Origin of the sequence: Cribrihabitans marinus (assembly GCF_900109035.1) — a bacterium.
Classification (GTDB): Bacteria; Pseudomonadota; Alphaproteobacteria; order Rhodobacterales; family Rhodobacteraceae; genus Cribrihabitans; species Cribrihabitans marinus.
Window position 1 is genome coordinate 37,343 of the sequence record NZ_FNYD01000013.1, and the last position, 23,116, is coordinate 60,458.

At 61.5% G+C, this 23,116-nt stretch carries 23 protein-coding genes and 1 tRNA gene; 21 read left to right on the forward strand and 3 right to left on the reverse strand.

Annotated elements, in window-relative coordinates; genetic code table 11:
* The first annotated feature begins 145 nt into the window (after positions 1–145).
* From BMX57_RS18155 to BMX57_RS18220, 14 genes are all read left to right on the forward strand, one after another.
* The gene (locus BMX57_RS18155) at positions 146–1,618 is read left to right on the forward strand and encodes an NAD(P)-binding domain-containing protein (protein ID WP_092370656.1); all 1,473 of its coding nucleotides are present in this window, start codon (positions 146–148) and stop codon (positions 1,616–1,618) included.
* Positions 1,615–2,094 (forward strand): hypothetical protein, encoded by a 480-nt coding sequence (locus tag BMX57_RS18160; protein ID WP_092370659.1) that lies wholly within the window; start codon positions 1,615–1,617, stop codon positions 2,092–2,094. Before BMX57_RS18155 ends, BMX57_RS18160 begins: the two co-directional genes overlap by 4 nt.
* Entirely contained in the window at positions 2,091–2,678 is a 588-nt protein-coding gene (locus tag BMX57_RS18165) for a peroxidase-related enzyme (protein WP_092370661.1), read from the forward strand. The genes BMX57_RS18160 and BMX57_RS18165 overlap by 4 nt, the downstream gene beginning before the upstream one ends.
* Positions 2,675–3,781, forward strand: coding sequence for an NAD/NADP-dependent octopine/nopaline dehydrogenase family protein (locus BMX57_RS18170; protein ID WP_092370664.1), 1,107 nt, complete (start codon positions 2,675–2,677; stop codon positions 3,779–3,781). The genes BMX57_RS18165 and BMX57_RS18170 overlap by 4 nt, the downstream gene beginning before the upstream one ends.
* 47 nt (positions 3,782–3,828) lie before the next feature.
* Entirely contained in the window at positions 3,829–4,935 is a 1,107-nt protein-coding gene (locus BMX57_RS18175) for an ABC transporter substrate-binding protein (RefSeq protein WP_092370667.1), read from the forward strand.
* A gap of 75 nt (positions 4,936–5,010) precedes the next feature.
* The gene (locus tag BMX57_RS18180) at positions 5,011–5,997 is read left to right on the forward strand and encodes an ABC transporter permease (protein ID WP_092370670.1); all 987 of its coding nucleotides are present in this window, start codon (positions 5,011–5,013) and stop codon (positions 5,995–5,997) included.
* Entirely contained in the window at positions 5,994–6,782 is a 789-nt protein-coding gene (locus tag BMX57_RS18185) for an ABC transporter permease (protein ID WP_092370673.1), read from the forward strand. The genes BMX57_RS18180 and BMX57_RS18185 overlap by 4 nt, the downstream gene beginning before the upstream one ends.
* The gene (locus tag BMX57_RS18190) at positions 6,782–7,864 is read left to right on the forward strand and encodes an ABC transporter ATP-binding protein (protein ID WP_092370676.1); all 1,083 of its coding nucleotides are present in this window, start codon (positions 6,782–6,784) and stop codon (positions 7,862–7,864) included. The genes BMX57_RS18185 and BMX57_RS18190 overlap by 1 nt, the downstream gene beginning before the upstream one ends.
* 25 nt (positions 7,865–7,889) lie before the next feature.
* Positions 7,890–8,780: a carbon-nitrogen hydrolase family protein gene (locus BMX57_RS18195; RefSeq protein ID WP_092370679.1), complete on the forward strand. Its 891-nt coding sequence runs from the start codon at positions 7,890–7,892 to the stop codon at positions 8,778–8,780.
* Between the two features lie 70 nt (positions 8,781–8,850).
* Entirely contained in the window at positions 8,851–9,069 is a 219-nt protein-coding gene (gene infA / locus BMX57_RS18200) for a translation initiation factor IF-1 (RefSeq protein ID WP_005620785.1), read from the forward strand.
* Positions 9,070–9,079: 10 nt separating this feature from the next.
* Positions 9,080–9,658, forward strand: a complete 579-nt coding sequence (locus BMX57_RS18205; protein WP_092370682.1) for a Maf family protein — start codon at positions 9,080–9,082, stop codon at positions 9,656–9,658.
* The gene (locus tag BMX57_RS18210) at positions 9,655–10,677 is read left to right on the forward strand and encodes a ribonuclease E/G (RefSeq protein WP_092370685.1); all 1,023 of its coding nucleotides are present in this window, start codon (positions 9,655–9,657) and stop codon (positions 10,675–10,677) included. The genes BMX57_RS18205 and BMX57_RS18210 overlap by 4 nt, the downstream gene beginning before the upstream one ends.
* On the forward strand, positions 10,674–10,856 hold the full coding sequence (locus BMX57_RS18215; RefSeq protein ID WP_092370688.1) for a DNA gyrase inhibitor YacG: 183 nt from the start codon (positions 10,674–10,676) through the stop codon (positions 10,854–10,856). The genes BMX57_RS18210 and BMX57_RS18215 overlap by 4 nt, the downstream gene beginning before the upstream one ends.
* A 78-nt stretch (positions 10,857–10,934) precedes the next feature.
* Positions 10,935–11,009: transfer RNA gene (locus BMX57_RS18220), tRNA-Phe, on the forward strand.
* Positions 11,010–11,075: 66 nt separating this feature from the next.
* On the opposite strand, the gene BMX57_RS18225 is transcribed toward BMX57_RS18220, so the two are convergent.
* Positions 11,076–12,254 (reverse strand): tyrosine-type recombinase/integrase, encoded by a 1,179-nt coding sequence (locus tag BMX57_RS18225; RefSeq protein ID WP_092370691.1) that lies wholly within the window; start codon positions 12,252–12,254, stop codon positions 11,076–11,078.
* Between the two features lie 11 nt (positions 12,255–12,265).
* Positions 12,266–12,805 (reverse strand): hypothetical protein, encoded by a 540-nt coding sequence (locus BMX57_RS18230; RefSeq protein ID WP_143057945.1) that lies wholly within the window; start codon positions 12,803–12,805, stop codon positions 12,266–12,268.
* Positions 12,806–12,930: 125 nt separating this feature from the next.
* Here BMX57_RS18230 and BMX57_RS18235 point away from each other — a divergent pair, with 125 nt between their 5' ends.
* The 6 genes from BMX57_RS18235 to BMX57_RS18255 all read left to right on the forward strand — a co-directional run bounded on the left by BMX57_RS18235 (position 12,931) and on the right by BMX57_RS18255 (position 21,118).
* A complete protein-coding gene (locus tag BMX57_RS18235; protein ID WP_092370697.1) occupies positions 12,931–13,179 on the forward strand; it encodes a helix-turn-helix transcriptional regulator in 249 nt (82 codons plus the stop codon).
* Between the two features lie 10 nt (positions 13,180–13,189).
* Positions 13,190–13,696 carry a helix-turn-helix domain-containing protein gene (locus tag BMX57_RS21120; RefSeq protein ID WP_177175495.1) on the forward strand — a complete coding sequence of 169 codons (507 nt, stop codon included), beginning with the start codon at positions 13,190–13,192 and terminating at the stop codon, positions 13,694–13,696.
* Positions 13,671–14,747, forward strand: coding sequence for a site-specific integrase (locus BMX57_RS18240; protein ID WP_177175496.1), 1,077 nt, complete (start codon positions 13,671–13,673; stop codon positions 14,745–14,747). The genes BMX57_RS21120 and BMX57_RS18240 overlap by 26 nt, the downstream gene beginning before the upstream one ends.
* 83 nt (positions 14,748–14,830) lie before the next feature.
* The gene (locus tag BMX57_RS18245; RefSeq protein ID WP_092370703.1) at positions 14,831–19,645 is read left to right on the forward strand and encodes a DEAD/DEAH box helicase; all 4,815 of its coding nucleotides are present in this window, start codon (positions 14,831–14,833) and stop codon (positions 19,643–19,645) included.
* Between the two features lie 158 nt (positions 19,646–19,803).
* Positions 19,804–20,487 (forward strand): hypothetical protein, encoded by a 684-nt coding sequence (locus BMX57_RS18250; protein ID WP_229724288.1) that lies wholly within the window; start codon positions 19,804–19,806, stop codon positions 20,485–20,487.
* Between the two features lies 1 nt (position 20,488).
* Positions 20,489–21,118 carry a hypothetical protein gene (locus tag BMX57_RS18255; protein ID WP_092370709.1) on the forward strand — a complete coding sequence of 210 codons (630 nt, stop codon included), beginning with the start codon at positions 20,489–20,491 and terminating at the stop codon, positions 21,116–21,118.
* Between the two features lie 68 nt (positions 21,119–21,186).
* On the opposite strand, the gene BMX57_RS18260 is transcribed toward BMX57_RS18255, so the two are convergent.
* Positions 21,187–22,236 carry a hypothetical protein gene (locus BMX57_RS18260; protein ID WP_143057947.1) on the reverse strand — a complete coding sequence of 350 codons (1,050 nt, stop codon included), beginning with the start codon at positions 22,234–22,236 and terminating at the stop codon, positions 21,187–21,189.
* A 527-nt stretch (positions 22,237–22,763) separates the two neighbouring features.
* On the opposite strand from BMX57_RS18260, the gene BMX57_RS18265 reads away from it, so the two are divergent.
* Positions 22,764–22,958, forward strand: coding sequence for a helix-turn-helix transcriptional regulator (locus BMX57_RS18265; protein ID WP_092370715.1), 195 nt, complete (start codon positions 22,764–22,766; stop codon positions 22,956–22,958).
* Positions 22,959–23,116: the final 158 nt, after the last annotated feature.

Consider the following 23,116-nt stretch of genomic DNA (forward strand, 5'->3'; position numbering starts at 1 on the left):
GACATGAAACCGAGCAATTCAGACATTTCCGCCGGGGGTTTCGGGACCGCGTTTCCGACAAAGGCTGCGGAAATACGGGCGGCACCCGCTTGTCCCGCGCAACTTGCTCGACGCCGAAACGACACTTCAGGCCGGGAACCGCCGAATGCAACATGACGCCACCAACAGGATCGACGGCAAGGGGCTGCCGGCACTCGAATCCCGGCTGCAAGAGGATCTGGAACACCTGTGCTATCCGGGCAAGGCCTGGGTGCCGCAGCGCGAGGGGATCACCGACATCGTCATCATCGGCGGCGGCATGTGCGGGATGCTGGCCTGGCTAGCGCTCAGGACGGGCGGGATGCACAATGTCCGCGTGCTGGACCGCAGCGGAGAGGGGCGCGAGGGGCCGTGGCTGAGCTATGCGCGGATGGAGACGCTGCGCTCGCCGAAGGCGCTGACGGGGCCGGCCTATGGGCTGGGTCCGCTGACCTTCCAGGCCTGGTATCGCGCGCAGTTCGGATCCGACGCCTGGGAGGCGCTCGACAAGATCCCGCGTCCGATGTGGATGGACTACCTGAAGTGGTACCGGAGAGTCCTTGATATCCCGGTCGAAAACGGCGTTTCGGTGGATCGCGTCGAGCCCGAGGGCGACCTGCTGCGGCTGACCCTGTCGGGAGCGCAAAGCGGCACCGTCCTGACCCGCAAGCTGATCTTCGCCACCGGGCGCGACGGCACCGGCGGGCCGAACATCCCCGATTTCGTCTCAGGCCTGCCGCGTCACCTGTGGGCGCACAGCGCCGACGAGATCGACTTTGCCGCGCTGGCCAGCAAGCGGGTTGCGGTGATCGGTGTCGGCGCGTCGGCGGTGGACAATGCGGCCGAGGCGCTGGAACACGGCGCCGCCGAGGTCCGCCACCTGGTGCGCCGCCGCGAGATGCCCACGATCAACAAGATGATGGGTATCGGCAGTTTCGGGTTTACCGCCGGGTATGCAGCGCTTCCCGATGAATGGCGCTGGCGTTTCATGCAATACAGCTTTGCCACCCAGACACCGCCGCCGCACGGCTCGACCCTGCGGGTGAGCCGGCACCCGAACGCGCATTTCCACTTCGGCAAGGCGACGACACGCATCGAGACCGAGGGCGACAGCGCGCGCATCCACTTTGCGGACGGCACATCCTATCTGGCGGATTTCGTGATCCTGGGCACCGGTTTCGTCATCGACCCGATGGCGCGCACCGAGTTCGGCGAAGCGGCCGGCGACATCCTGCTGTGGAAGGACGTCTATACCCCGCCGCCGGGCGAGGCATCGCGGGATCTGGCGCATTTTCCCTATCTCAACTCCGATTTCACCTTTCGCGAGCGGGAACCGGGGCAGGCGCCGTGGCTGGGCAATGTCTATTGCTTCAACTACGGCGCATCGGCCAGCATGGGCAAGGTCAGCGGCGACATACCGGGCATCAGTGACGGCGCGGCCTGGCTGGCCCGCGCGCTGGCGGCAACGCTTTACCAAGAGGATATCGAGACGCATTGGCAGGGCATGCAGGACTATGACACGCCCGAGCTGGACGGCAGCGAATGGGAGCCGACGGACCTGGATGCCGCGGCGCAAGAGCGGAAAGGCAAGGTGGCATGAGCGCGCTGGAGACGACTGCGCTGGCCGTCGCCGGGATCACCGGCGGCACGGTGGCCGAGGCCGCCGCCGACCGCGCCAACATCTTCGAGATGACCGATGCTGCCGAGGCCGCGGTACTGCGGCCGCTCTATGCGGGCGGGTTTTCCCACGAATTGCGCGCGGCGCTGGCGGCCCGCGTGGCGCGCCAGGCCGGGGACGCGGCGCTGGCCGATCACTATCTGCACGCGGCCGGGGACATGGCCGCGCTGGCCGATCCCGATGAGACCGGCGCGGCACAGGGCCTGGCCGGGGTGGTCGCCTTTTGCGACAAGGCCGCGAACGCCACGAAAGACATCGCGCCAGAGGACATCTCGACATTGCAGGACGCCGGCCTGTCCGATGCCGATATCGTCCGGCTGTGTGAACTGGCCGCCTTTCTCGCCTATCAGCTGCGGGTCGTCGCCGGTCTACGGCTGATGCGGGGCGGTTCGGCATGAGCCGCGTGGTGCGCAAATTCACCCGCTCGGTGCCGCAATGGCAGCCGCGCGTGACCCCGGTGAACCTGGCCGAGGCCACGCCCGAGCAGCTGGAGGCGCTCCAGGTCACGCCGTCGAACACCAAAGTGTCCGACTATGTGCTGACCCTGGCCCATGACGTGGAAAGCCTCGCCGTGCGCTCGCCGCTCTTCAACGCGATCATGTACGATCCCGGCGGCATGTCGCGGGCCGAGCGGGAACTGGGCGCGCTGGCCGCCTCGATGGTCAACCGCTGCATCTATTGCGCGGCGGTTCATGCAGACCGCCACGCCAAGCTGGAGAAGGACACAGCCGTCACCGATGCGCTGTTCGACAAGGGGGGCGAGGCCGAGCTGGGCCCGCGGAACCGGGCGATCTTCGATTTTGCGCGCAAGCTGTCCGAGGCCCCGCCCGAGGCGACGCCGGAGGACATGCAGATGCTGCGCGATGCCGGGCTGGCGGAGGCGGAGATCCTGGACCTGATCCTGTCTTCGGCGCTCTTTGGCTGGGCCAACCGGCTGATGCACGTGCTGGGTGATCCGGTCCGGCAGGAGGCCGAGGCATGAGCGGGCCCAAGCGCATCGGCATCGCGGGCGCAGGCTCGATCGCGTTCGGCACCGCGGCGCTTCTGGCTGACCGCGGACATGACCCGATGCTCTGGTCGCCCTCGGGCGCGGGCACCGCCGCGCTGGATGGCGCGCCGCTGACCGCCACCGGCGCGGTCGAGGCCCGTTTCGCGCCCCGCATCGCCGGTTCGGCGGCGCAGCTGGCGGCCGAGAACGACGTGCTGCTGATCGCGCTGCCGGCCTACGGGCACAAGATGGTGCTGGATGCCCTGGCGCCGCATGTCCGGGCAGGGCAGCATGTCATCATCTCGTCCCATGCCTCGCTGGGCGCGGTCTATCTGGCGCAGGCGCTGGCCGCGCGCGGCGTTGCTGCGCCGATCACCGCCTGGGGCACCACCGTTGTCACCGGCCGGCGCCAGGACGGCGCTGCGGTCCAGGTCAACACGCTGCGCGCCCGGGTCGACAGCTGCACGGTGCCCGAGAGCGAGACCGAGAGCGCCCTGACACTCTGCCGCGATCTCTTCGGCGACAGGTTCCAGCCGCGTGACGGGCTGCTGGCGATCTCGCTGTCCAATCTCAACCCGCAGAACCACATGGGGATCGCCCTGGGCAACATCACCCGCATGGAACGCGGCGAGGTCTGGAGCCAGGGCCAGAACGTGACGCCCAAGGTGGGCCGCCTGCTGGAACAGCTGGACCTGGAACGGCTGGCCATCGCCGAGGCGCTTGGCCTGGAGGTCAAGACGATCTTCGAGCATTTCCACCTGAGCTTCCACGTGCCGGTGGCATCGATCTCGGAGATGAACCAGCAGATGCACGCGCGAGGCAATGGCGGCACCGGCCCCGCCACCGCCGACAGCCGTTACGTCACCGAGGACGTGCCCTACGGGTTGCATCTGACCGCCGTGCTGGGCCGGCTGGCGGGCCGCACCGCAACCCTGCACGAGGCGGGGATCGCGATCTTCTCGGCCATGTATGGCCGCGATTTCGCGTCCGAGAACGCCCTTCTGGCCGCCCTGCGGCTCGATCGATTCACGCTTGAGGATCTGCAGCGGGCCGCCCGTACCGGGCTGCTGCGGGCGGCACCGCACCCGGTGTCCTGAACAACAAGAGATACGGACCAGACTGAACCAGCAAGGAGACCCGCAAGATGACCAAACTGACACTCAACCGACGCCGTTTCATGGGCACCGCCGCGATGACCGGGGTGGCGCTGGCAAGCCCCGCCTATCTGCGCCGCGCCAATGCCGCGGGCGACGAGGTCAACATCTGGACCTACAACGATTTCGTGCCCGAGGCGTTCAAGAAGCAGTTCGAGGCCGATACCGGCATCAAGGTCAATGTGCGCCTGGTCGACGACCAGGGCAAGCAGTTCAACCTGCTGGCCGCCGAGGCGCCGAACCCGACCGTGGACATCATGACCGTGGCCGGCCACCGCTTCCTGCAATTCATCGACAGCGAGCTTCTGGCCCCGCTCGACACCGACCGGCTGTCGAACTGGGGCAACATCAACCCGACCTTCTCGGAAAGCGACTGGGCGACGATCAACGGCAACAAATGGGGCGCGCCAATCCTGTCGGGGATGGAGGTGCTGTCCTACAACACCGATCTGGTCACAGCCGAGGAGGCGCAGTCCTGGGACACGCTGTTTTCGGAGAAATACAAGGGCCAGACCGCCTATATCATCCAGGACATGATGTCGATCGTGATGCTGATGAAGGGCTATGACGGCAACATGGTCGCCTATATGGACGACCCCGATAAGGCCGCGGCCATCGTCGAGGAGGCCAAGCAGTTCCTGATCGAGAAGAAGCCTCTGGTGCGCAAGTATTACGACAGCGGCGCCGAGTTCCAGCAGATGATGGTCAACCAGGACATCGCGCTGGGCCATTCCTGGAACGGACCGGCGGCGGCCCTGATCAACGACGGCTTCCCGCTGGCGATGACCATACCGCGCGAAGGCAGCTATGGCTTCGTCTACACGTTCAACATCGCCAACAACGCGCCGAACGCCGACAACGCCTATGCGTTCCTCGACGCGATTTTGGCCTCGCCCGAGATCGGCGCGTCGATGACCAAGGCGTCGGGCTTCATCTCGACCTACAAGGGCGCGTCGGAATACCTGACCGACCTGGAGAGGAAGTCGACGTCGTTCAGCGAGGAGGAGCTGGCCAACCTGCAGTTCTTCCGCGCCGAGGCCAACGAGCTGAAGTACGGCCTGGTCGACCCGGCGGTCGAGGCGATCAAGGCGGCCTGATCCGGTTTTTCTGACAATCCGCCCGCCGGTCTCCGGCGGGCGGGACGGTTTTTCGTCCCGGCAAGAGGAGAAAGCATGAGCTCCGACGCATCCGCGCGCAAGGATCCCTCCGGACTTGCCGGTCAACCTGGCGGGCTGACCGCCTGGGGGCGCCTGGTGGCCTGGGGTCCGTATCGGGCGCTGGCCGATTTCACCACCGCATCGCCGCGGCGGCAATTCGTCATCCTGGCCGCGTTTCCCATACTTTGGGTGCTGACCCAGCACCTGGGACCGATGCTGCAGATGCTGCGCGTCAGCCTGACCGACGCCTATCCGGTGGCCCAGGGCGTCGAGCAGAGCTTCACCCTCGACAACTACCTGCGCTTCTTCGGCGACAGGATCTTCTGGATGCCGTTCTTCCGGACGCTCGCCTTTGCCGGGGTGTTCACTTTCTGCACGCTGATCCTGACCTATCCGGTGGCCTATTTCCTGGCCCGTCACGTCAGCCGCAGGAACCAGATGCTGATGCTCCTGCTGCTGCTGGTGCCGTTCTGGGTGGGCGAGATCGTGCGCACCTATGCGATCATGATCCTGCTGGGCAATACCGGCGCGGTGAACCTGGTGCTGAAATGGCTGGGCCTGATCGATCGGCCGATCCCGTTCATGTATACCAGTTTCTCGATGGGGGTCGGTATCGTCTACCTCACCGCGCTTTACATGCTGCTGCCGCTCTACTCGGCGCTGGAGAAGCTTCCCAAGAGCTACAACGAGGCCGCGGCAGACCTCGGGGCCGGGGCCTGGACGCGGTTCCGCCGGGTGACGCTGCCGCTGACGCTGGAGGGGATTTCCTCGGGCTGCACGCTGGTCTTTCTGATCTCGACGGGGTTCTACGCGACACCGGTGCTGCTGGGCGGGCCCTCGACCACCGTCTTTGCCGAGACCATCGCCGGCTTCTTCCACGTCGCCGGCGACGAGTGGCCGACCGGTGCCGCCTTTGCCACGATCATGTTCCTGGCCGCGCTGCTGATCACCGGCGTGTTCCAGCGCGTCATGCGCGGCTTGCGAAAGGGAGATACCGGATGATCCGCGGCAACCGCATTTTCCTGTCCTGCGCCTATTGGGCCTTCGTGCTCTATGTCTTCGTGCCGCTGATCCTGATGGTGATGATGGGTTTCAAGGACAGCAAGTTCATCGGCTTTCCGATCCGCTCCTGGACGCTGGACTGGTATTCGGGCGTCTTTGCCGATGCCGAGGTGCTGTCCACTTTCGGCTATTCCATCGCCATCGCAGTGCTTTCGACCATCGCCTCGGTCGTGGTCGGAACCTGGATCGCGGTGCTGCTGGAGCGCAGCCGGTTCAAGGGTTGGGGGGTGATGTTCGGCCTGACCGTCCTGCCGGCGCTGGTGCCGGGCATCATCTCGGCCATCGCCTTTCGCATCTATGCCCGTTACCTCGGGATCGAGCCCGGCATGGGCGCGATCATCTGGGCGCATGCGGTGCACAACGTGCCCTTCGTCGTGCTGGTAGTGATGGCGCGGCTGTCGACCCTGCCGAAAAGCCAGATCGAGGCGGCGCGCGACCTGGGCGCCGATCCGCTGGTGGCCTTCCTGCGGATCACGCTGCCCTACCTGGTGCCGGCGATCCTGGGGGCGAGCATCTTCTGCCTGCTGCTCAGCTTCGACGACTTCGTGCGTTCGTTCTTCCTCGGCGGATATGACCCGACCCTGCCGGTGCTGATCTTCGCCAAGCTCAAGTCCGGCATGTCGCCCGAGATCAACGCGATTGCCACCGTGGCGCTGGTTCTGACTGCCGCGATCGGCATCTGGGCCGAAAGGTTCACCCGCCGCGCGAACAAGGATACCAATTGATGACCCAAGATCCCCTGGTCCGGATCGACCAGATCACCAAGACCTTCGGCGAGACCGTCGCGCTGGAGAACCTGACCCTGGATATCGCGCGCGGCGAGTTCGTCACCTTCCTCGGCCCGTCGGGCTGCGGCAAGTCGACCACCTTGCGCATCCTCGGCGGGTTCGAGCAGCCCGACAGCGGCCGCGTGATCCTCGACGGGACGGACGTGACCCGCCAGCCGCCCGAAAAACGCCATGTGAACATGGTGTTCCAGGACTATGCGCTATTCCCGCATATGACGGTCCGGCAGAACATCTCGTTTGCGCTGGAGCTCAAGGGGATGGACAGGGCCGCGATCCGCGCGCGCCAGGACGAGATCATGGATTTCCTCGAACTCGGCGCCTATGGCGACCGCTATCCGGGCCAGCTTTCGGGCGGGCAGCGGCAGCGCGTGGCCCTGGCCCGCGCGCTGGCGCCCGACCCGGCGCTGCTGCTTCTGGACGAGCCGCTGGCGGCGCTCGACGCCAAGCTGCGCGGTCAGGTCCAGCAGGAGCTGAAATCGATCCAGCGGCGCACGCACAAGACGTTCTTCTTCGTGACCCACGACCAGGAAGAGGCGCTGACCATGTCCGACCGCATCGTGGTGATGAATGACGGCCGCGTGGAACAGGACGGCACGCCCGAAGAGCTCTATTTCCACCCCACCAGCCGGTTCGTGGCCGAGTTCATCGGCGAGACGAACCTGATCTCGGGCGAAATGCGCGGGCGCGAGGGGGATGCGGTGGTGATGGACTGGTTCGGCCAGACCCTGCGCGGCCATGCCTCGGGCACGACGCCCCGGCCCGGTGAGACGATCACCGCCTCGCTGCGCCTGGAAAAGCTGGGTTTTCACAACGCCCGACCCGAAACCGGCAATGCGGTCCAGGGGCGCGTCGTGCGCAAGACCTTCCTCGGCAGCCGGATGGCCGTCGACCTGGCCGTCGAAGAGGCGCAGGGCGCGACCCTGCGGGCCTTCGTCGATGCCGAGACCGGTCAGGCGGTCGGGTCCGATCCGGTCTGGCTGGGCTGGGACAGCGACAGCATGGCCGTGTTGCGCGACTGATCGGACGGGCAAATCGGAGCACAGCATGAAGATCGCCACCGCCGCCTATCCGCTCGACTGGCTCGACAGCTGGGCGCAATACGAGGACAAGATCGCACGCTGGGTGTCGGATGCCGCCGGGCAGGGGGCGGACCTGCTGGTCTTTCCCGAATACGGCGCGATGGAGCTGGCCACCCTGGCGGGCGCGGACGCCGCCGGCGATCTGGAACGGTCGATCCACGCCGTGTCGGACCGGATGGCCGATGCCGCGGGTCTGCACCGGAGGCTGGCCGCCGAGCATCGCGTGCATATCCTGGGCGCGTCAGCACCCGTGGCCGTGCCGCAGGGCCGCCCTGTGAACCGCGCCGAAATCTACACGCCGGACAGCCGCCAGGATCACCAGGACAAGCAGATCATGACCCGGTTCGAGCGCGAGACCTGGGAGATCGCGCCCGGCGGTCCGCTCAAGCTCTTCGACACGACGTTGGGGCGGATCGGCGTGCTGATCTGCTATGACGTCGAATTCCCGCTGCTGGGACGGGCGCTGACGCAGGCGGACCTGATCCTGGTGCCGTCCTGCACCGAGGCCTTGTCGGGCTACTGGCGGGTGCGCATCGGCGCGATGGCGCGCGCGCTGGAGAACCAGTGCGTGACGGTCATGGCCTCGGTCGTGGGCAAGGCGGACTGGTCCGAGGCCGTGGACACCAACACCGGATGCGGTGGCGTGTTCGGCCCGCCCGACACCGGCTTCCCCCAGACTGGCGTTCTGGCCGAGGGAGAGTTGAACCGGCCCGGCTGGACTTATGCCGAACTCGACCCCGCGGCCATCGCCCATGTCCGGGCCGATGGGGTCGTGCTGAACCGGGCGCACTGGAGCGAGCAGGACCCGCGCGCCGCATCCGTCACAAATTCCTCGCTTCTGTCAGAAGGGCCTTGAAAAAAAGGCCGGATGGGACCATTTAAGCGCACGTCCCGCAATGTGCGGGTGAATCTGTTATGGAGACAACATGGCCAAGGAAGATACGCTCGAATTTCCCGGTGTCGTGAAGGAGCTCCTGCCGAATGCGACGTTCAGGGTCGAGCTGGAAAACGGCCATGAGATCATCGCACATACGGCAGGCAAGATGCGCAAGAACCGCATCCGCGTCCTTGCCGGCGACCGTGTTCAGGTCGAGATGACCCCCTATGATCTGACCAAGGGTCGGATCAACTATCGCTTCAAGTAACGCCCGTTTCATGGCGTTCATCCTGGGATCGGGCAGCCCGCGCCGGCTGGACCTGCTGGCGCAGCTTGGCGTCAGGCCGGATTCCGTGCAACCACCCGACATCGACGAGACGCCGCACAAGGGCGAGTTGCCGCGCCCCTATTGCGCCCGGATCGCCCGGGAAAAGGCGCGGGCGGTTCCGTCGGGTCCGGACGACATCGTGCTTTGCGCCGACACCACCGTGGCCCTGGGCCGCCGCATCCTGGGCAAGCCCGCCGATGCCGCCGCCGCGGCCGAGTTCCTCTTCGCCCTGTCCGGTCGCCGCCACCGGGTCATCACCTCGGTCGCCCTGCGCAAGGGCGATGCCATATGGCAGCGCGACGTGATCAGCCAGGTCAAGCTCAAGCGACTGTCGGATGTCGAGGTCAACGCCTATCTGGCCACCGGCGATTGGCAGGGCAAGGCGGGCGCCTATGGCATCCAGGGACCGGCCGGGGCCTTCGTGCCGTGGATCTCGGGGTCGTTCACCGCAATCGTCGGCCTGCCGCTGGCCGAGACCGCTGGCCTGCTTCAGGCGGCGGGCTATCCGCTTTATCGCGAGGCGTCATGAAGGGCCGCACGATCATCCTGGACCACTACGAGGGCCGCGAGGCCGCCGCGCTGATGGTCGACGGCCGGCTGGACGACCTGCTGATCGCCGCCGACGCGCCCGCGCCGGGAACCATCTATCGCGCCCGCGCCGACCGGCCGGTCAAGGGGCAGGGCGGCATGTTCCTGTCGACGCCCGACGGCGCCGCATTTCTGCGCCAGGTCAAGGGGTTGCGCCCGGGCGCGCCGCTGCTGGTACAGGTCACCGGCCATGCCGAGCCGGGCAAGGCCCTGCCGGTGACGGCCAAGCTGCTGTTCAAGAGCCGCTATGCCATCGTCACGCCCGACGCCCCCGGCCTGAACGTCTCGCGCACGATCCGTGACGAGGACGAGCGCGACCGATTGCTGGAGATCGCACATGAAGCGATGGGTGGTCGCGGCATGGGCCTGATCCTGCGCTCGGCCTGCGCCGGGGCGGACGGGGACGAGGTTGCCCGGGATATCGAGGCGATGGTCGATCTGGCCGCGCAGGTGCTGGATGATCCCGGATCGGCGCCGGAGAAGCTGCTGGATGGCGACGGCCCGCATGCGCAGGCCTGGCGGGACTGGACGGATCCGGCCGAGGTTGTGACGCAGGCCGGCGGGTTCGAAACCCACGGCGTGCTGGATACGCTCGAAACTGTCCGCGGGATATCGGAACCTCTGTCCGGCGGCGCCCATCTCTATGTCGAGGCCACCCGCGCGCTGGTCGCGGTGGATGTGAACACCGGAGCCGACACCTCGCTGGCGGCGGGGCTGAAGGCCAACCTGGCCTGCGCGCGCGAACTGCCCCGCGCGCTGCGCCTGCGTGGGCTGGGCGGGCAGATCACGCTGGACCTGGCACCGATGGCCAAGAAGGACCGTCGCGGGTTCGAAACCGCCCTGCGCGCCGCGTTTCGCGCCGACGCCATCGAGACCACCCTGGCGGGATGGACGCCCTTGGGCCACTACGAACTGCAACGCCAGCGCAGCCGGTTGCCGCTGTCGGAGGCTCTCGCATGAGCTGCCCGATCTGCGGCGAGCAGACCGCACAACGCTGGCGCCCATTCTGCTCGCGCCGCTGCGCCGACCTCGACCTGGCCCGCTGGCTGAACGGATCCTACACGCTGGAACCGGTCGAACCCGGCCCTGACGAACTGCCCGACAACAGCCCGGATCCCGACCCGTCGCGGCGCCACTAAAAAAGTGCGCAAAACCTCTGGACACCGCCATTTCCCCGGCCTAGAAGGCCCCCACCCAGCGGCCAAGCCCGCTCCCGTGCCCGGGTAGCTCAGGGGTAGAGCAGTGGATTGAAAATCCTCGTGTCGGTGGTTCGATTCCGCCCCCGGGCACCATAAAAATCAATAACTTAGACCCCATCCGGCTTGGTGCACTTAAGTGCACGTGTAATTCGTGTGTAATCACGCCGAACTTTTCGGCTTTAACTTGCGGATGTTGTCTTCCTGGGTGCCGCTGACCCGCCCTTCCAACCGATCCATTGCAGCTTCGATGTGCGACCCGCTTTGATGCGCGTAGCGCGCAACCATGGACAACGTCTTGTGACCGGAAATGCGCTGGACTGTGGGCAGGTCGACGCCCGCCTGAACCAGATGCGTCACCGCCGTATGGCGAAGCGTGTGAGGGGTGATCTGGTCGGGATCGAGCCCAGCGCGTTCAGCGGATCGGCGAAACGCCTTGCGAATAGTGTGGACGTGCCCGGTGGCGCTTCCCGGAGAGGGGAACATCCATTCGCAGCCCGGCGGCAACATGTCTATGCGTTTTCCTAAATACACTGCCAGCTCGCGTGTAATTGGTTGCTCACGCGACCCCGCCTTAGCCTGTGGAACCCAGATCACTCGCTTCCTGACGTCGACATCTTCACGTCGGATCGCAAGAATCTCCGCATGGCGCATCCCTGTGTGCAATCCAACCATGACGAAGGCATGGATGTTTTCGTTGTGATCCGATGCCGCAGCTTCCAGAAGTGCTACGCACTGCTCATCAGTCAGATAGACAATCCTTTGGTTGTCTTCCTTGAAGCGCACGATCTTGACGGGCTTGCTCTTGATCCACTTCCACTCAACAGCTTGGTTCAGTAGGTGGGAAAGGGTGGCCAGCTCCCGGTTCACCGTCGCCTTCGCTGCGCCTGCTGATCGACGGGTTTTCTTGTATCGCTCGACGTCGAAGGATTCGATGGCACTCAACGGCTTTTCCGCCAAGAACGGGACCAAGTGCTGTTTCAATTGGCGCTTCTTGATGTCGATGTTCTTGCCATCACTGTCGCGGAGCCTCTGGACGTATCGGGTCGCGGCTTCCTGAAAGCTCAATGGCGTCTTGCGTCCATCGGGCAGCTCCAAACGCAGACGCCTTGCGTCAGTTCTGGCCTGGGCAATGAAGTCTTCCGCCTGCTGCCGAGTCACTCCCTCAGATTCCCGACCGATCACGCGATGAATGCGCCGACGGTCCACCATGATATTGACGGAAAAGACGCCATCACCATTGGCGTCACGGCGAAATGTAATCCCATGTTCGGAAAGGCTGTCACCAACCTTCAAGGTCCGGATAGCAGGACGTGTCAGCTTGGAGAATCTGGTAGCCATTGTGGAGAACCTCAGAAAGGAATTTCGTCGTCGTCAATGTCGCGGGTTGCGGGTGGCCGAACACGGGGCAGAGTGTTCGAGTCTTTCTCGCCAGTCGCGACCGCGAGTAAATCTTCCCAATACTTATCCACCCTGTCGCGGATTATGTCGTCCAAGCTGACTTGATAGCGCCAGACATCCCCTCGCCACTGGCCGCGCCAAAAAAATCCGTTTTCTTCAATCAATGCCCAAATGTGTTGTTCTTCGAATGTCATCAATTCTGGTGCGATGATCCCAAGGGACACGAGCCGTTGGCTTTCCCGGACGTGCCAAAGAACATCCGCCTTTTCGCCGAATGTATCTGGCTGATCTTGACCGGTGTCGCGCCATTTGTTGATGGCCTGTGTCTGGATTTGTTCAGCGAGAGTGGCCTCGATGAACGACGATTTCGTTCGACGCTGTGATCGGGCTGCCAATTCGCACAGGTAATTTAGGCGTGGATCAAGCCGAATCGAGACTGTCTCCGTCCTGCCCAATTTCGATCCAGAGCCTTTAGAAGCCTTGATTGTCATGATGTCCTCGTGTCGAAACGTTCCGCTGTGATCCATTTTGCACGTTATGTATTGAGTTTCAATACATGTCTTGCTCTTCTTTCTGTGTACTTACCGGCAAAACCTAAAGAGCAAGGAAACAAACCATGAAAATCAATACTGACACGCAGCGCGTCTTCATGCACCCGGATGGACGAATGGACCGCAAGAACGCCGCCCGCTACCTTGGCTGCTCGCCGAAAACCCTCGCCGATTGGGCAATGAAAGGCCAAGGACCGCAATATGTGCTGCTGGGTGGACGTGCCTTCTACTTCCTCGAAGACCTGCAATCCTGGATTGCCGCCGCACCTCGTCTTGCGGGAACCGGCGGTCGTGACATGCGGGCGGGCGACTAGGGCCGCCACAATGCCAGGATCAAAGAACCCGGACCGCAGGCGCATCCGTATCCTGTGTACCTATTCTGTACCTGAAGTAGCAGCGCTTCTCGAAGTTCACGTTCACACTGTTCGCCGTTGGCTGAAGAGCGGGTTGGGTTCAATCGATGGCCAGAGCCCAACCCTGATCCACGGCGCAGAACTTCGCAGATACCTGGACGCCAGAGCCAGAGGCAAGAAGCAAAAGTGCGGTCCAGATGAAATGTACTGCCTTTCATGCCGAGCACCTCGCCTGCCAATCTTGGGCTCTGTCCACATTGGCGATCTCAATGAGAAAACGGTTCGTCTGGTTGGGGCTTGCTGCACATGTGGCAGAAAAATCTGCCGCGCAGGGAGCGTTTCACGACTGCAAGAATACACCGCGTCATTCGGGCCACTCCAGAGGCGGACCCCAAGCCTAAAGGGGAGCAGCATTCCCCTCTTGGATGGTGACTCAAAGGAGCAAGACGAAAATGGACAAGTTCAACGCGGGAAATGAACGGATCAAGCGTGACTACGCTGAGTTCCTGTGCGAAGCGGATCAAAAGTCAGAAGCCACCGTGCGCGGGGTCGAAAAAGCGATCCTGCGCTTTGAGGAATACACCGGTTACTGCGACTTTGGGCGCTTCAATCGCGAACAGGCAAAAGGTTTCAGGGCGGCGCTGTCCGCTCCTGCCGACGAAAGTACACGTCTAGGAAACTCGACCGTTCTTTCGACCTTGAAAGCGGTGCAACGGTTTTTCCGTTGGTTGTCAGTGCAGCCTGGGTTCAAGTCCAAGATCGACACCAACGCTATCGCCTACTTCAACCTCTCCGAAAAGGACATACGCGCGGCTACATCTTCGCCTTCGAAGCCCTCACCGACCATGGATCAATTGAAGCGCGCACTAGGGTCGATGCCTTCGGAAAGCATTCTGGAAAAACGTAATCGCGCCGTATTTGCCCTTCTAATGATGACCGGCATCCGTGACAATGCTGCCGCCTCCTTGCGGCTGGGCCATGTCGACATCGACCGGCAGATGATCGTGCAGGACCCGAAAACCGTCCGCACGAAGAACAGCAAGCTGATCGAGTCGGTGCTGTTGCCGCTTGGGCCTGAGATTGAAGGCGTTCTGTTCTCCTGGGTTGGCTACCTGCGTGACGAACTCCGGTGGCAGCCTGACGATCCCCTTTTCCCTCAATCGCGGCAACGGATTGACCCCCAAAGGGGACCGGTTGTGGATGGAATTAAACGTCAAGTGTGGTCCAATTCCCAGCCTATTCGACAGATTTTCAAGCGGGCGTTCACCGGAGCTGGGCTCCCCTACTTTACCCCGCACCGTGTAAGAAACACCGTCGTCGAGTACGCGTACCTCACTTGCCGAACACCCGAAGAGTTCAAAGCTTTCAGCCAGAACCTTGGCCACGAAAGCGTCGTGACGACACTCTCCAGCTATGGTCAAATCCCACTCGCTCGACAGCGCGAGCTGATCCGCAACGCTGGCAAGAGCCGAGACCTGGATGCGAAGCTGGAACGGCTCCTCGAAGTTCTTGATCGGAGCGAAGACTAGCAGCGAATTCTGGGCATCCCACCACTTGCGGCTGGAGAGGTCTGAGTGATCTAACGGGTGAAGACACCACAGCGGGTATGGGTATGGGTCACAAGCAGATTGATAGAGTTCTTTCACAATTTCGGGAACTATCCAGCGACGAGCGCGGCAAGGGCAGGCTGTTTGAGCGGCTGATTGCAAACTACTTGGTCCGGGACCCTCAGTATTCCGATCTCTTGGAACATGTTTGGCTCTGGGAAGAATGGCCAGACCGCTGGGGTGCTGACGTGGGCATTGACCTCGTGGCCCGTGAAAAGGCGACTGGCGACTACTGGGCGATCCAGTGCAAGTTCTTCGATCCAAGTCACACGATCCAGAAAGCCGACATTGATTCCTTTCTGTCTGCATCAGGAAAACAGTTCACTTCGAATGACGGCAGCAAGCAGTTCGCGCGCCGTATTCTCGTGTCGACCACTGATAAATGGAACAGGAACGCGGAAAGCGCCATCGAAGGGCAGACCATTCCCGTTTCCCGTATAAGCCTTGCCGATCTGGCGGGAAGCCCGATTGACTGGACGGAATTCAGCCTCTCGCGCCCTGACCTGATCCGCCTTCGCCCCAAGAAAACGCCGCGACCCCATCAGGAAGAGGCAATCGCCGCTGTGATCGAGGGCTTCCAGACCGAAGATCGCGGCAAGATGATCATGGCGTGCGGCACGGGGAAGACATTCACGTCCCTGCGCCTTGCCGAAACGATTGTGCCTGAAGGCGGGCGCATCCTGTTCCTGGCCCCTTCGATCTCGCTTGTGTCGCAGACCCTGCGGGAATGGACGGCGCAAGCGCATGATCCGATCCACGCCTTTGTCGTCTGTTCCGACAGCAAGGTGGGCCGCGACGAAGAGGACCTGCGCACGCACGATCTGGCCTACCCCGCGACCACGGACTCGCGGAAACTGGCGAATGCTGCGCAAGCCCTGACACATGGGCGGCGCGTTGTCGTGTTCTCCACCTATCAGTCGATTCAGGTCGTGTCCGACGCCCAGCGCGCTGGGCTTGGCGAATTCGACCTGATCATCTGCGACGAAGCGCACCGGACAACCGGCCTGACCCTTCCGGGCGAAGACCCCTCCGATTTCGTGAAGGTGCATGACGACAGCATCGTGAAGGGCAAGAGACGCCTCTACATGACCGCAACGCCGCGTATCTATGCCGATGCATCCAAGGCCAAAGCGGATCAGAACGATGCCGTCCTGTATTCTATGGACGAACTCGACACCTTTGGCCCCGAATTCTACCGGCTGGGCTTCGGCAAGGCCGTCGAACGCGATCTTCTGTCGGAATACAAGGTGCTGATCGTCGCCGTCGAACAGGACAAGATGAGCGCCGTGGCGAACAGCTACAACCGCGCCTACAAACTCGACGAAAAGAAAGCTATCGACATCAACTTCGCCACCAAGATCGTGGGAAGCTGGAAGGGCCTGTCCAAGAAAGGGCTGGTCCTGGTGGATGAGGACGGCGAACAAGAAGACCTGACCGAAGACACCGAACCGATGCGCCGCGCCGTCGCCTTCTCGCGGTCCATCAAGTCGTCCAAGGCGATGACGGAAACCTTCGGGCGCTTGGCCGAACTCTATGCCGAGACCTATCAACCCGATGACGTGCCGGGCATGATCGACTGCCAGCTTGACCACGTCGACGGCACGATGAACGCCTTGCGACGGTCATCGGCGCTCGAATGGCTGAAGGACAACCCAGGTTCCGGCAATTGCCGGATTCTGTCGAACGCGCGCTGCCTCTCCGAAGGGATCGACGTGCCCGCGCTCGACTCGGTGGTGTTCTTCGATACCCGCGAGTCCATTGTCGACATCGTGCAATCGGTCGGGCGCGTCATGCGCAAGGCGGAAGGCAAGAAATACGGCTACATCATCCTGCCGGTCTGTATGCCGTCCAAGAACGTGGCCGATTACAACAGCTACATCGAAAGCGATCCGCAGTTCCGCAGCATCTGGAAGGTGATCAAGGCCCTGCGTGCCCATGACGAGTCCCTCGTCGACGAAGCCGAGTTCCGCCGCAAGGTCAAAGTCGTCTCGGGCGACGACAAATCCGGCGAGGGTGAAGGCGGCGGCGAAGGGGGCGACAGCCTGCCTCTCGATTTCCCGGCCCTGCCAATCGACGCGATCAGCGAAGCGGTCTATGCCGCGATCCCCAAGAAACTGGGCGACCGCGAATATTGGAGCGAATGGGCCAAATCCATCGGTCCCGTGGCCGAACGGCTGATCACCCGCATCAAGGCGATGATCGACGGCAACCCTGACGTGGCCGAAGAATTCGCCCGCTTCCTGAAGGGGCTGCAAGACACGCTCAATCCCGCCGTCTCGCAGGACGAAGCCATTGAAATGCTGGCCCAGCATGTCCTGACGATGCCGGTTTTTCAGGCGCTTTTCGAGGGCACGGATTTCCCGGCGCACAACGCCGTGGGTAAGGCGCTGGAAGCCATCGTTCACAAACTCGACGCGGGGTCCGTCGACAGCGAAACCGAAAGCCTCGAACGCTTCTACGACAACGTGCGCGAACGCATCAGCCTGGCGAAAAGCGACAAGTCGAAACAGGACATCATCCGCAACCTCTACGACACGTTCTTCAACAACGCCTTCCCGCGCATGGCCGAACGGCTGGGCATCGTCTATACACCCGTTCAGGTCGTCGACTTCATCCTGCGGTCCGCCGATGCCGCGCTGCGCCGTCACTTCCGGCAATCGCTGTCCAGCGAGGGCGTGCAAATCCTCGACCCCTTCACCGGCACCGGCACCTTCCTTGTGCGGCTGATCCAGTCGGGGCTGATCCCGCCCGAGGCGCTGGTGCGCAAATATGCGGGCGAGTTGCACGCGAACGAACTGGTCCTGCTCGCCTATTACATCGCCACGGTGAATATCGAGACGGCGTATCACGGCATCACCGGCACCTATCGCCCGTTTGACGGGATGATCCTGATCGACACCTTCCAGATGACCGAAGACGGCGACATGGTTGACAAGGTCGTGCTGCCGGAAAACAACGAACGCGCCGAACGGCAGCTTGCCCAGCCCATTCAGGTGATCGTGGGCAACCCGCCCTATTCTGCGCAACAGGACAGCGAGAACGACAACAACAAGAACCTCGCCTACCCGACGCTGGACGACAAGATCAGGACAACCTACGCGGCCAAATCGAACGCCAAACTGCTCAAGAACCTCTATGACAGCTACATCCGCGCGATCCGCTGGGCGTCTGACCGTATCGCGGATCGCGGCATCGTCGCCTATGTTACGAACGGATCGTTCCTTGAGGCGAACAATATGGACGGGCTGCGACTGAGCCTAACCGAAGAATTCAGCCATTTGTATGTCTTCAACCTGCGAGGCGATCAGCGGACCTCCGGTGAGAAATCCCAAAGTGAAGGCGGCAAGATTTTCGGTTCAGGTTCCCGCACCCCGGTTGCCATCACAATCATGGTGAAGGACCCGGCTCACGAAGGTCCCTGTCAGTTGCATTATCACGATATTGGCGACTACCTCAGCCAAGAGGAAAAGCTGGCCATCATCGAAGACTTCGCAAGTCTGGAAGCTGTGCCGTGGCGACGGCTGCGCCCGAACGCCGAAGGGGATTGGGCAAATCAACGTGATCCTGCTTTCGACGCATTCGTTCCCTTGGGCGAGAAGGATAGCGCTAAAGCGAATGTGCTTTTCGACCTGTATTCGCTGGGCGTTGTTACAAGCCGGGATCAATGGGCCTATGATTTCTCGGAACCGAAACTTGCATCGAAAATGCGAGGCATGATCGCCGCCTATGAAGCGGAACGCCAGCGATACGCCCGTGTCTGCGCGGGGCTTCAGAAAGGCGACAGACCGGAGATTGAAGAGGTTGTGGATACCGACCCCAGAAAAATTAGCTGGTCACGCGCTCTGAAAGCTGACGCGACCCGCGACAAGCCCGTTCAGTTCAGGGGTGAGGCTATCGTGCAAAGTGCATATCGCCCCTTCAATCGGCAATGGTTCTATTTCGACCGTCGAATGAACGAAATGGTCTATCAACAGCCCAAGCTGTTCCCGACGCCGCGACATGGTAACATCGTGATTTCCAGCACGGGCGTTGCGGATCGCAAGGGCTATTCCGCCCTGGTCACGGATCATGTGCCCAATATGCACTTGACCGACACCGGGCAATGCTTCCCGCTCTACTGGTACGAACACGTCGACGAAAACGAGGATCGGCCACAGGGCGAAATGTTTGCGGATCGCCCCACGCCCGACGCAGACGGCTACATCCGCCGCGATGCGATTTCCGACTGGGCGCTGGGCGCATATCGCAGTCGGTATGAGGACGACAGCATCACCAAGGAAGACATCTTCTGGTATGTCTACGGCATCCTGCATTCCCCCGAATACAAGGATCGCTTTGCCTCCGACCTGAAAAAGATGGTCCCCCGCATCCCCTTCGCCGCCGATTTCCGCGCCTTCAGCAACGCAGGCCATGAATTGGGCCAGTGGCACCTGAACTACGAAACCGTGGAGCCTTACCCGCTGGAAGAGGAATCGGGACGTCTGGTCATGGAAGATGCCGACTACCGCGTTCACAAGATGGTCTTTGGCAAGGGTAGCGGCGGCAAGGACAAATCCGTGATCGTCTACAACCCGCACCTGACTCTGAAGGGTATCCCGCTGGAAGCCTACGGCTATGTGGTAAACGGCAAATCGGCGCTTGAATGGGTGATGGAGCGGTATAAGGTCAGTATACACAAGGCCAGCCAGATTAAGAATGACCCGAACGACTGGTCCGACGATCCGCACTACATCGTTGATTTGGTCAAACGTGTGACCCGCGTGAGCGTGGAAACGGTGCGGATCGTCTCGTGCCTGCCGCCACTGAACGAACAGGAGTGATCAACTTGGGCCGGAAACCGAAATGAAAATCAAACCCTCTGAACCCGGTACAGGTCGAATTCAACGAGCTTTGCGCCAAAGGCGGCGGCGCGGGTGGTGGCCCGGCGCGCACCAAGGTTCAGGAGTTGCTGTTTCAGGGTAGCAAGAAACTGAACACGATGGCTTTCGACGAAATCTCGCATCATCTGAAGACCTTCCCGGACGCGAATCCGTGGCAGGTTTGCTTTGCCGTCGGCTTGGGCTGGGGGCATCTGGCGAAGGTCGACGAAGACTTCACCGCCGCCGCTATCGAGGTGCTTACCGACCTCGATCCCGCTGCCTTGAGCGTTGCAAGAACCTTCCACCTGGAGCGTGGCCCGACCCCCATCGAACAGTCGCTCCGGGGCGGATACCTGATGTTTCAACGGGTGAAGCTGCCCGCGACATTGCCCGACGACTTGCGAATGATTGGCCGTGCGCAGGAACGATGGCTTTCGCCACTAGTGTCGCCGTCAATGGATCGGCCCAAATATATCGGCAGTTGGAACGCGACCGCGATGTTCATGGTGGCTCTGTTTTCCAAGCCTGCGCTGGCAGCAACCCTGACCAATCGGGAAGTCATGCTGCCGCCGGGAGGACCGATCTTCAACGGTCTCAAAATCCTGCATAACGCCAAGATTCTCAAGACGCCGCCGTCCGGGAATGAACTGGACGATGAAGCCTTCGAACCTGGCTCGATTTACGAGAACAATGCCTTGATGGCTGAACTTCTCCAGGGCAGATCGGGATGGAGCATGATCGACGTTCACTCGGGCCTTTACATGCTGGGCACGAGATACCCCGCATCGAAAGGCTGGGCATAACGTGACTATCGAGGCCGCAGAGGAATTGTTTTTGCGCGCCTTGCAAGAGGTAATCGGTCAGGTAAACCGAGGGGAATTGGGAGAGACAAACGAGGCGACCATTCAGCACCACTTGGCCCTTTGCCTGCACCTGTTGGCGAGACAGGAAGATTTACCATTCTCAATCATTATGGAAAGGCGAATTCAGCGCGCTGATGGTGGCGTTTTTCCCAAGAAGGGGCGAAACAACGCTGAAATCGACGTTTTCTTCACTGTTGGCGAAGACGAAACCCGGTGCGCGGTTGAACTCAAACTCTTCAAACGGATCAATCACAGAGAACCCAACAACCGATACGACTCCTACGCCGACTTGGCAAACTTGGAAATCTACCTTGAAGAGCATTGCGACGTTGGATTCTTCGTGCTGCTCACTGATCACCCGCACTACTATGACCCCGAATTTGGCGATCACAGGCCCGGCACCGCTGACTTTTCCTTGAGAGAAGGGCACATCTATCAAGCACAGCGGGAGTTGACCTATCGGACCGAAATGCCCTATGGCCCGCCGTTAACGCTCAGGCACGACTACACATTTCAATGGAAAAACGAGGGCAATGATTGGCGGTTCCTGATCCTCAAGGTCTCGCCCTGATCGGCGTCGACATGGATCAGCCACCGAAACCGTGCGCTGGGCGGAAGGATGATCTAGTCGTCCTTCATCTAGCCCGCGTGCCCGTCGCAGAACTCGCAGCCCGTGTAATGGCCGTGTTCCAGATCGCCCCCGCCGATCTGCGCTTCATTGCACCATTCGCAGGTGGGCGCGCCCACATCTCTTTCGAGGCATTCCGTGCAGATGAAGATTTCGTGGTGCTGGACTACTGTTCCGAGGCTAGAACAGTATGCGCAGTTGATCGGCATGTGAAAATCCGATGGGTCACAGCCTTCTGTGTCCAGCACTTCGGCAAGATCATCTGCCGTGACATCGTATTCGCAGTTCGGACAGGTCCGGTCAGACCCATATTCCGCTTCGATATGCAGCAAGGTCCCGCATTCGGCCAGGCACGGAATTTCAAGGTAGGTCTCGCCCAGACCGCACACCTTGCACCGCTGTTCGAACAGCATCCCCTCGATTTGCTCTACCGCTGCCGCCTCGAACCCGCAGCCCGCGCAGATATTGAAAGCGGTTCCGGCCTTCTTGAGCGTCGAGATTTCCGGTTTCAGGCGCTCGAAAGTAACCTTCAGGAATTCCCGAAGACCTTTCATCTTTGTGTCGACGGAAGCGATTTCAGCCTGGAAGGCATCGAACTGGTCGCTCCACTCCGAAAACAAGCGGTCCAAATGAAACCACGAAAGGCAGATTTCTTTGACGATTTCTTCAGTCAGCTTGTCGTCTGCCTCTTTCCTACCCGCCTCGTGAAAGAAATGGATCATACGGTTGCGATGCGCAGCGATCTTCTCGAACTGGGCTACCGCGTCCGATGCAATGTTTTCACCACAGGCGTTCTTTAGCCGCTTGATCGCATCCGCCTGCGTTGCCGTCTTTGCCTTTCCCGAAAGGAAATCGTTCAAGGTGACATCCGATGTGCGCTCGACAACAAGAGTCCAATGCTCTCGCATCAACCGCGCTTTCAGGATCAATTCAACAGCCGTGGCGAAGTGGATCACGGAATACTTGGGATGGGTCTCGATTTCCGCCACCGACCGTTCAAGAAAATCGAACGCGCTTTCGGACAGATCGCGCAAGGCTGCGTTCAACCTCTTCTTAGACACGATTTTCTCCGAAGTTCGCCTTTGCTCGAATGCTGAAGGTCTACGGTTACACGACAACTTGCGAACGGTCTATCTTGGCGAGGCAATGTCATGCATGGTCGCCGGAACAACTGAAGAACTTGATCAGTCCCCATGTGTAATTTGTGTGAAACTTTACTCGGATCGTTCCGGATATGTTCAGTATACTCAAGGCCCAGAAATGATCGCAAACAGCCAAAAAACACCCGTTTGTCAGACGGTTGCGACCGAGTCAGCATCCCCCCAATGACGTGGAAGCATAATTGAAAATCCTCGTGTCGGTGGTTCGATTCCGCCCCCGGGCACCACTTGCAAGATAATGTAACGAAACGCTTTTTCGATCTTGCTGTATATATGGTGTTGGGCTGATGTTGCTCCGGGACGACAGCGGGACGACAGACTTCCCTCCCTTGATTTATTGCATAGAACACGACTACTGGCACATCCGCGTTTCCGGCGAAACCGGATCAACATCATTTCTTCTCCAGTTCAGCAATCGGAGAAGAAGAATGAACCACGAACACATCCCCCATGACGTTCTGCTGCCTATCACGGCGGTCTGTGAAATCGTAGCTCGCTCCAAGGCAAGCATCTACCGCGACATCAAACGCGGGGCGTTTCCCAAAGCGCAGAAACAAGGTCGTTCGAGCCGCTGGCGCCGCTCCCTCATCATGAAGGTGGTCGAAGGGAAGTACCCGGAGTGATGCAGGCAGGCGGAGGTGACCGGAAGCACCTGATAATTCGGATCGCCGTCGTGTGCCTCCCGAACGCAAGGTTGTCTCTCTGAGCAGTAACCTTTCCAGAAAGGCCCGGACATGTGCCCGGGCCTTCTTCGTCATGTCCTTCCGCCGAGCTTCCGGGT

Bases quoted from the DNA above. Each gene is read 5' to 3' on its own strand.
- BMX57_RS18155 (WP_092370656.1), top strand. From the start codon at position 146: ATGCAACATGACGCCACCAACAGGATCGACGGCAAGGGGCTGCCGGCA.
- BMX57_RS18160 (WP_092370659.1), top strand. From the start codon at position 1,615: ATGAGCGCGCTGGAGACGACTGCGCTGGCCGTCGCCGGGATCACCGGC.
- BMX57_RS18165 (WP_092370661.1), top strand. From the start codon at position 2,091: ATGAGCCGCGTGGTGCGCAAATTCACCCGCTCGGTGCCGCAATGGCAG.
- BMX57_RS18170 (WP_092370664.1), top strand. From the start codon at position 2,675: ATGAGCGGGCCCAAGCGCATCGGCATCGCGGGCGCAGGCTCGATCGCG.
- BMX57_RS18175 (WP_092370667.1), top strand. From the start codon at position 3,829: ATGACCAAACTGACACTCAACCGACGCCGTTTCATGGGCACCGCCGCG.
- BMX57_RS18180 (WP_092370670.1), top strand. From the start codon at position 5,011: ATGAGCTCCGACGCATCCGCGCGCAAGGATCCCTCCGGACTTGCCGGT.
- BMX57_RS18185 (WP_092370673.1), top strand. From the start codon at position 5,994: ATGATCCGCGGCAACCGCATTTTCCTGTCCTGCGCCTATTGGGCCTTC.
- BMX57_RS18190 (WP_092370676.1), top strand. From the start codon at position 6,782: ATGACCCAAGATCCCCTGGTCCGGATCGACCAGATCACCAAGACCTTC.
- BMX57_RS18195 (WP_092370679.1), top strand. From the start codon at position 7,890: ATGAAGATCGCCACCGCCGCCTATCCGCTCGACTGGCTCGACAGCTGG.
- infA (WP_005620785.1), top strand. From the start codon at position 8,851: ATGGCCAAGGAAGATACGCTCGAATTTCCCGGTGTCGTGAAGGAGCTC.
- BMX57_RS18205 (WP_092370682.1), top strand. From the start codon at position 9,080: ATGGCGTTCATCCTGGGATCGGGCAGCCCGCGCCGGCTGGACCTGCTG.
- BMX57_RS18210 (WP_092370685.1), top strand. From the start codon at position 9,655: ATGAAGGGCCGCACGATCATCCTGGACCACTACGAGGGCCGCGAGGCC.
- BMX57_RS18215 (WP_092370688.1), top strand. From the start codon at position 10,674: ATGAGCTGCCCGATCTGCGGCGAGCAGACCGCACAACGCTGGCGCCCA.
- BMX57_RS18225 (WP_092370691.1), bottom strand. From the start codon at position 12,254: ATGGCTACCAGATTCTCCAAGCTGACACGTCCTGCTATCCGGACCTTG.
- BMX57_RS18230 (WP_143057945.1), bottom strand. From the start codon at position 12,805: ATGACAATCAAGGCTTCTAAAGGCTCTGGATCGAAATTGGGCAGGACG.
- BMX57_RS18235 (WP_092370697.1), top strand. From the start codon at position 12,931: ATGAAAATCAATACTGACACGCAGCGCGTCTTCATGCACCCGGATGGA.
- BMX57_RS21120 (WP_177175495.1), top strand. From the start codon at position 13,190: ATGCCAGGATCAAAGAACCCGGACCGCAGGCGCATCCGTATCCTGTGT.
- BMX57_RS18240 (WP_177175496.1), top strand. From the start codon at position 13,671: ATGGACAAGTTCAACGCGGGAAATGAACGGATCAAGCGTGACTACGCT.
- BMX57_RS18245 (WP_092370703.1), top strand. From the start codon at position 14,831: ATGGGTCACAAGCAGATTGATAGAGTTCTTTCACAATTTCGGGAACTA.
- BMX57_RS18250 (WP_229724288.1), top strand. From the start codon at position 19,804: ATGGCTTTCGACGAAATCTCGCATCATCTGAAGACCTTCCCGGACGCG.
- BMX57_RS18265 (WP_092370715.1), top strand. From the start codon at position 22,764: ATGAACCACGAACACATCCCCCATGACGTTCTGCTGCCTATCACGGCG.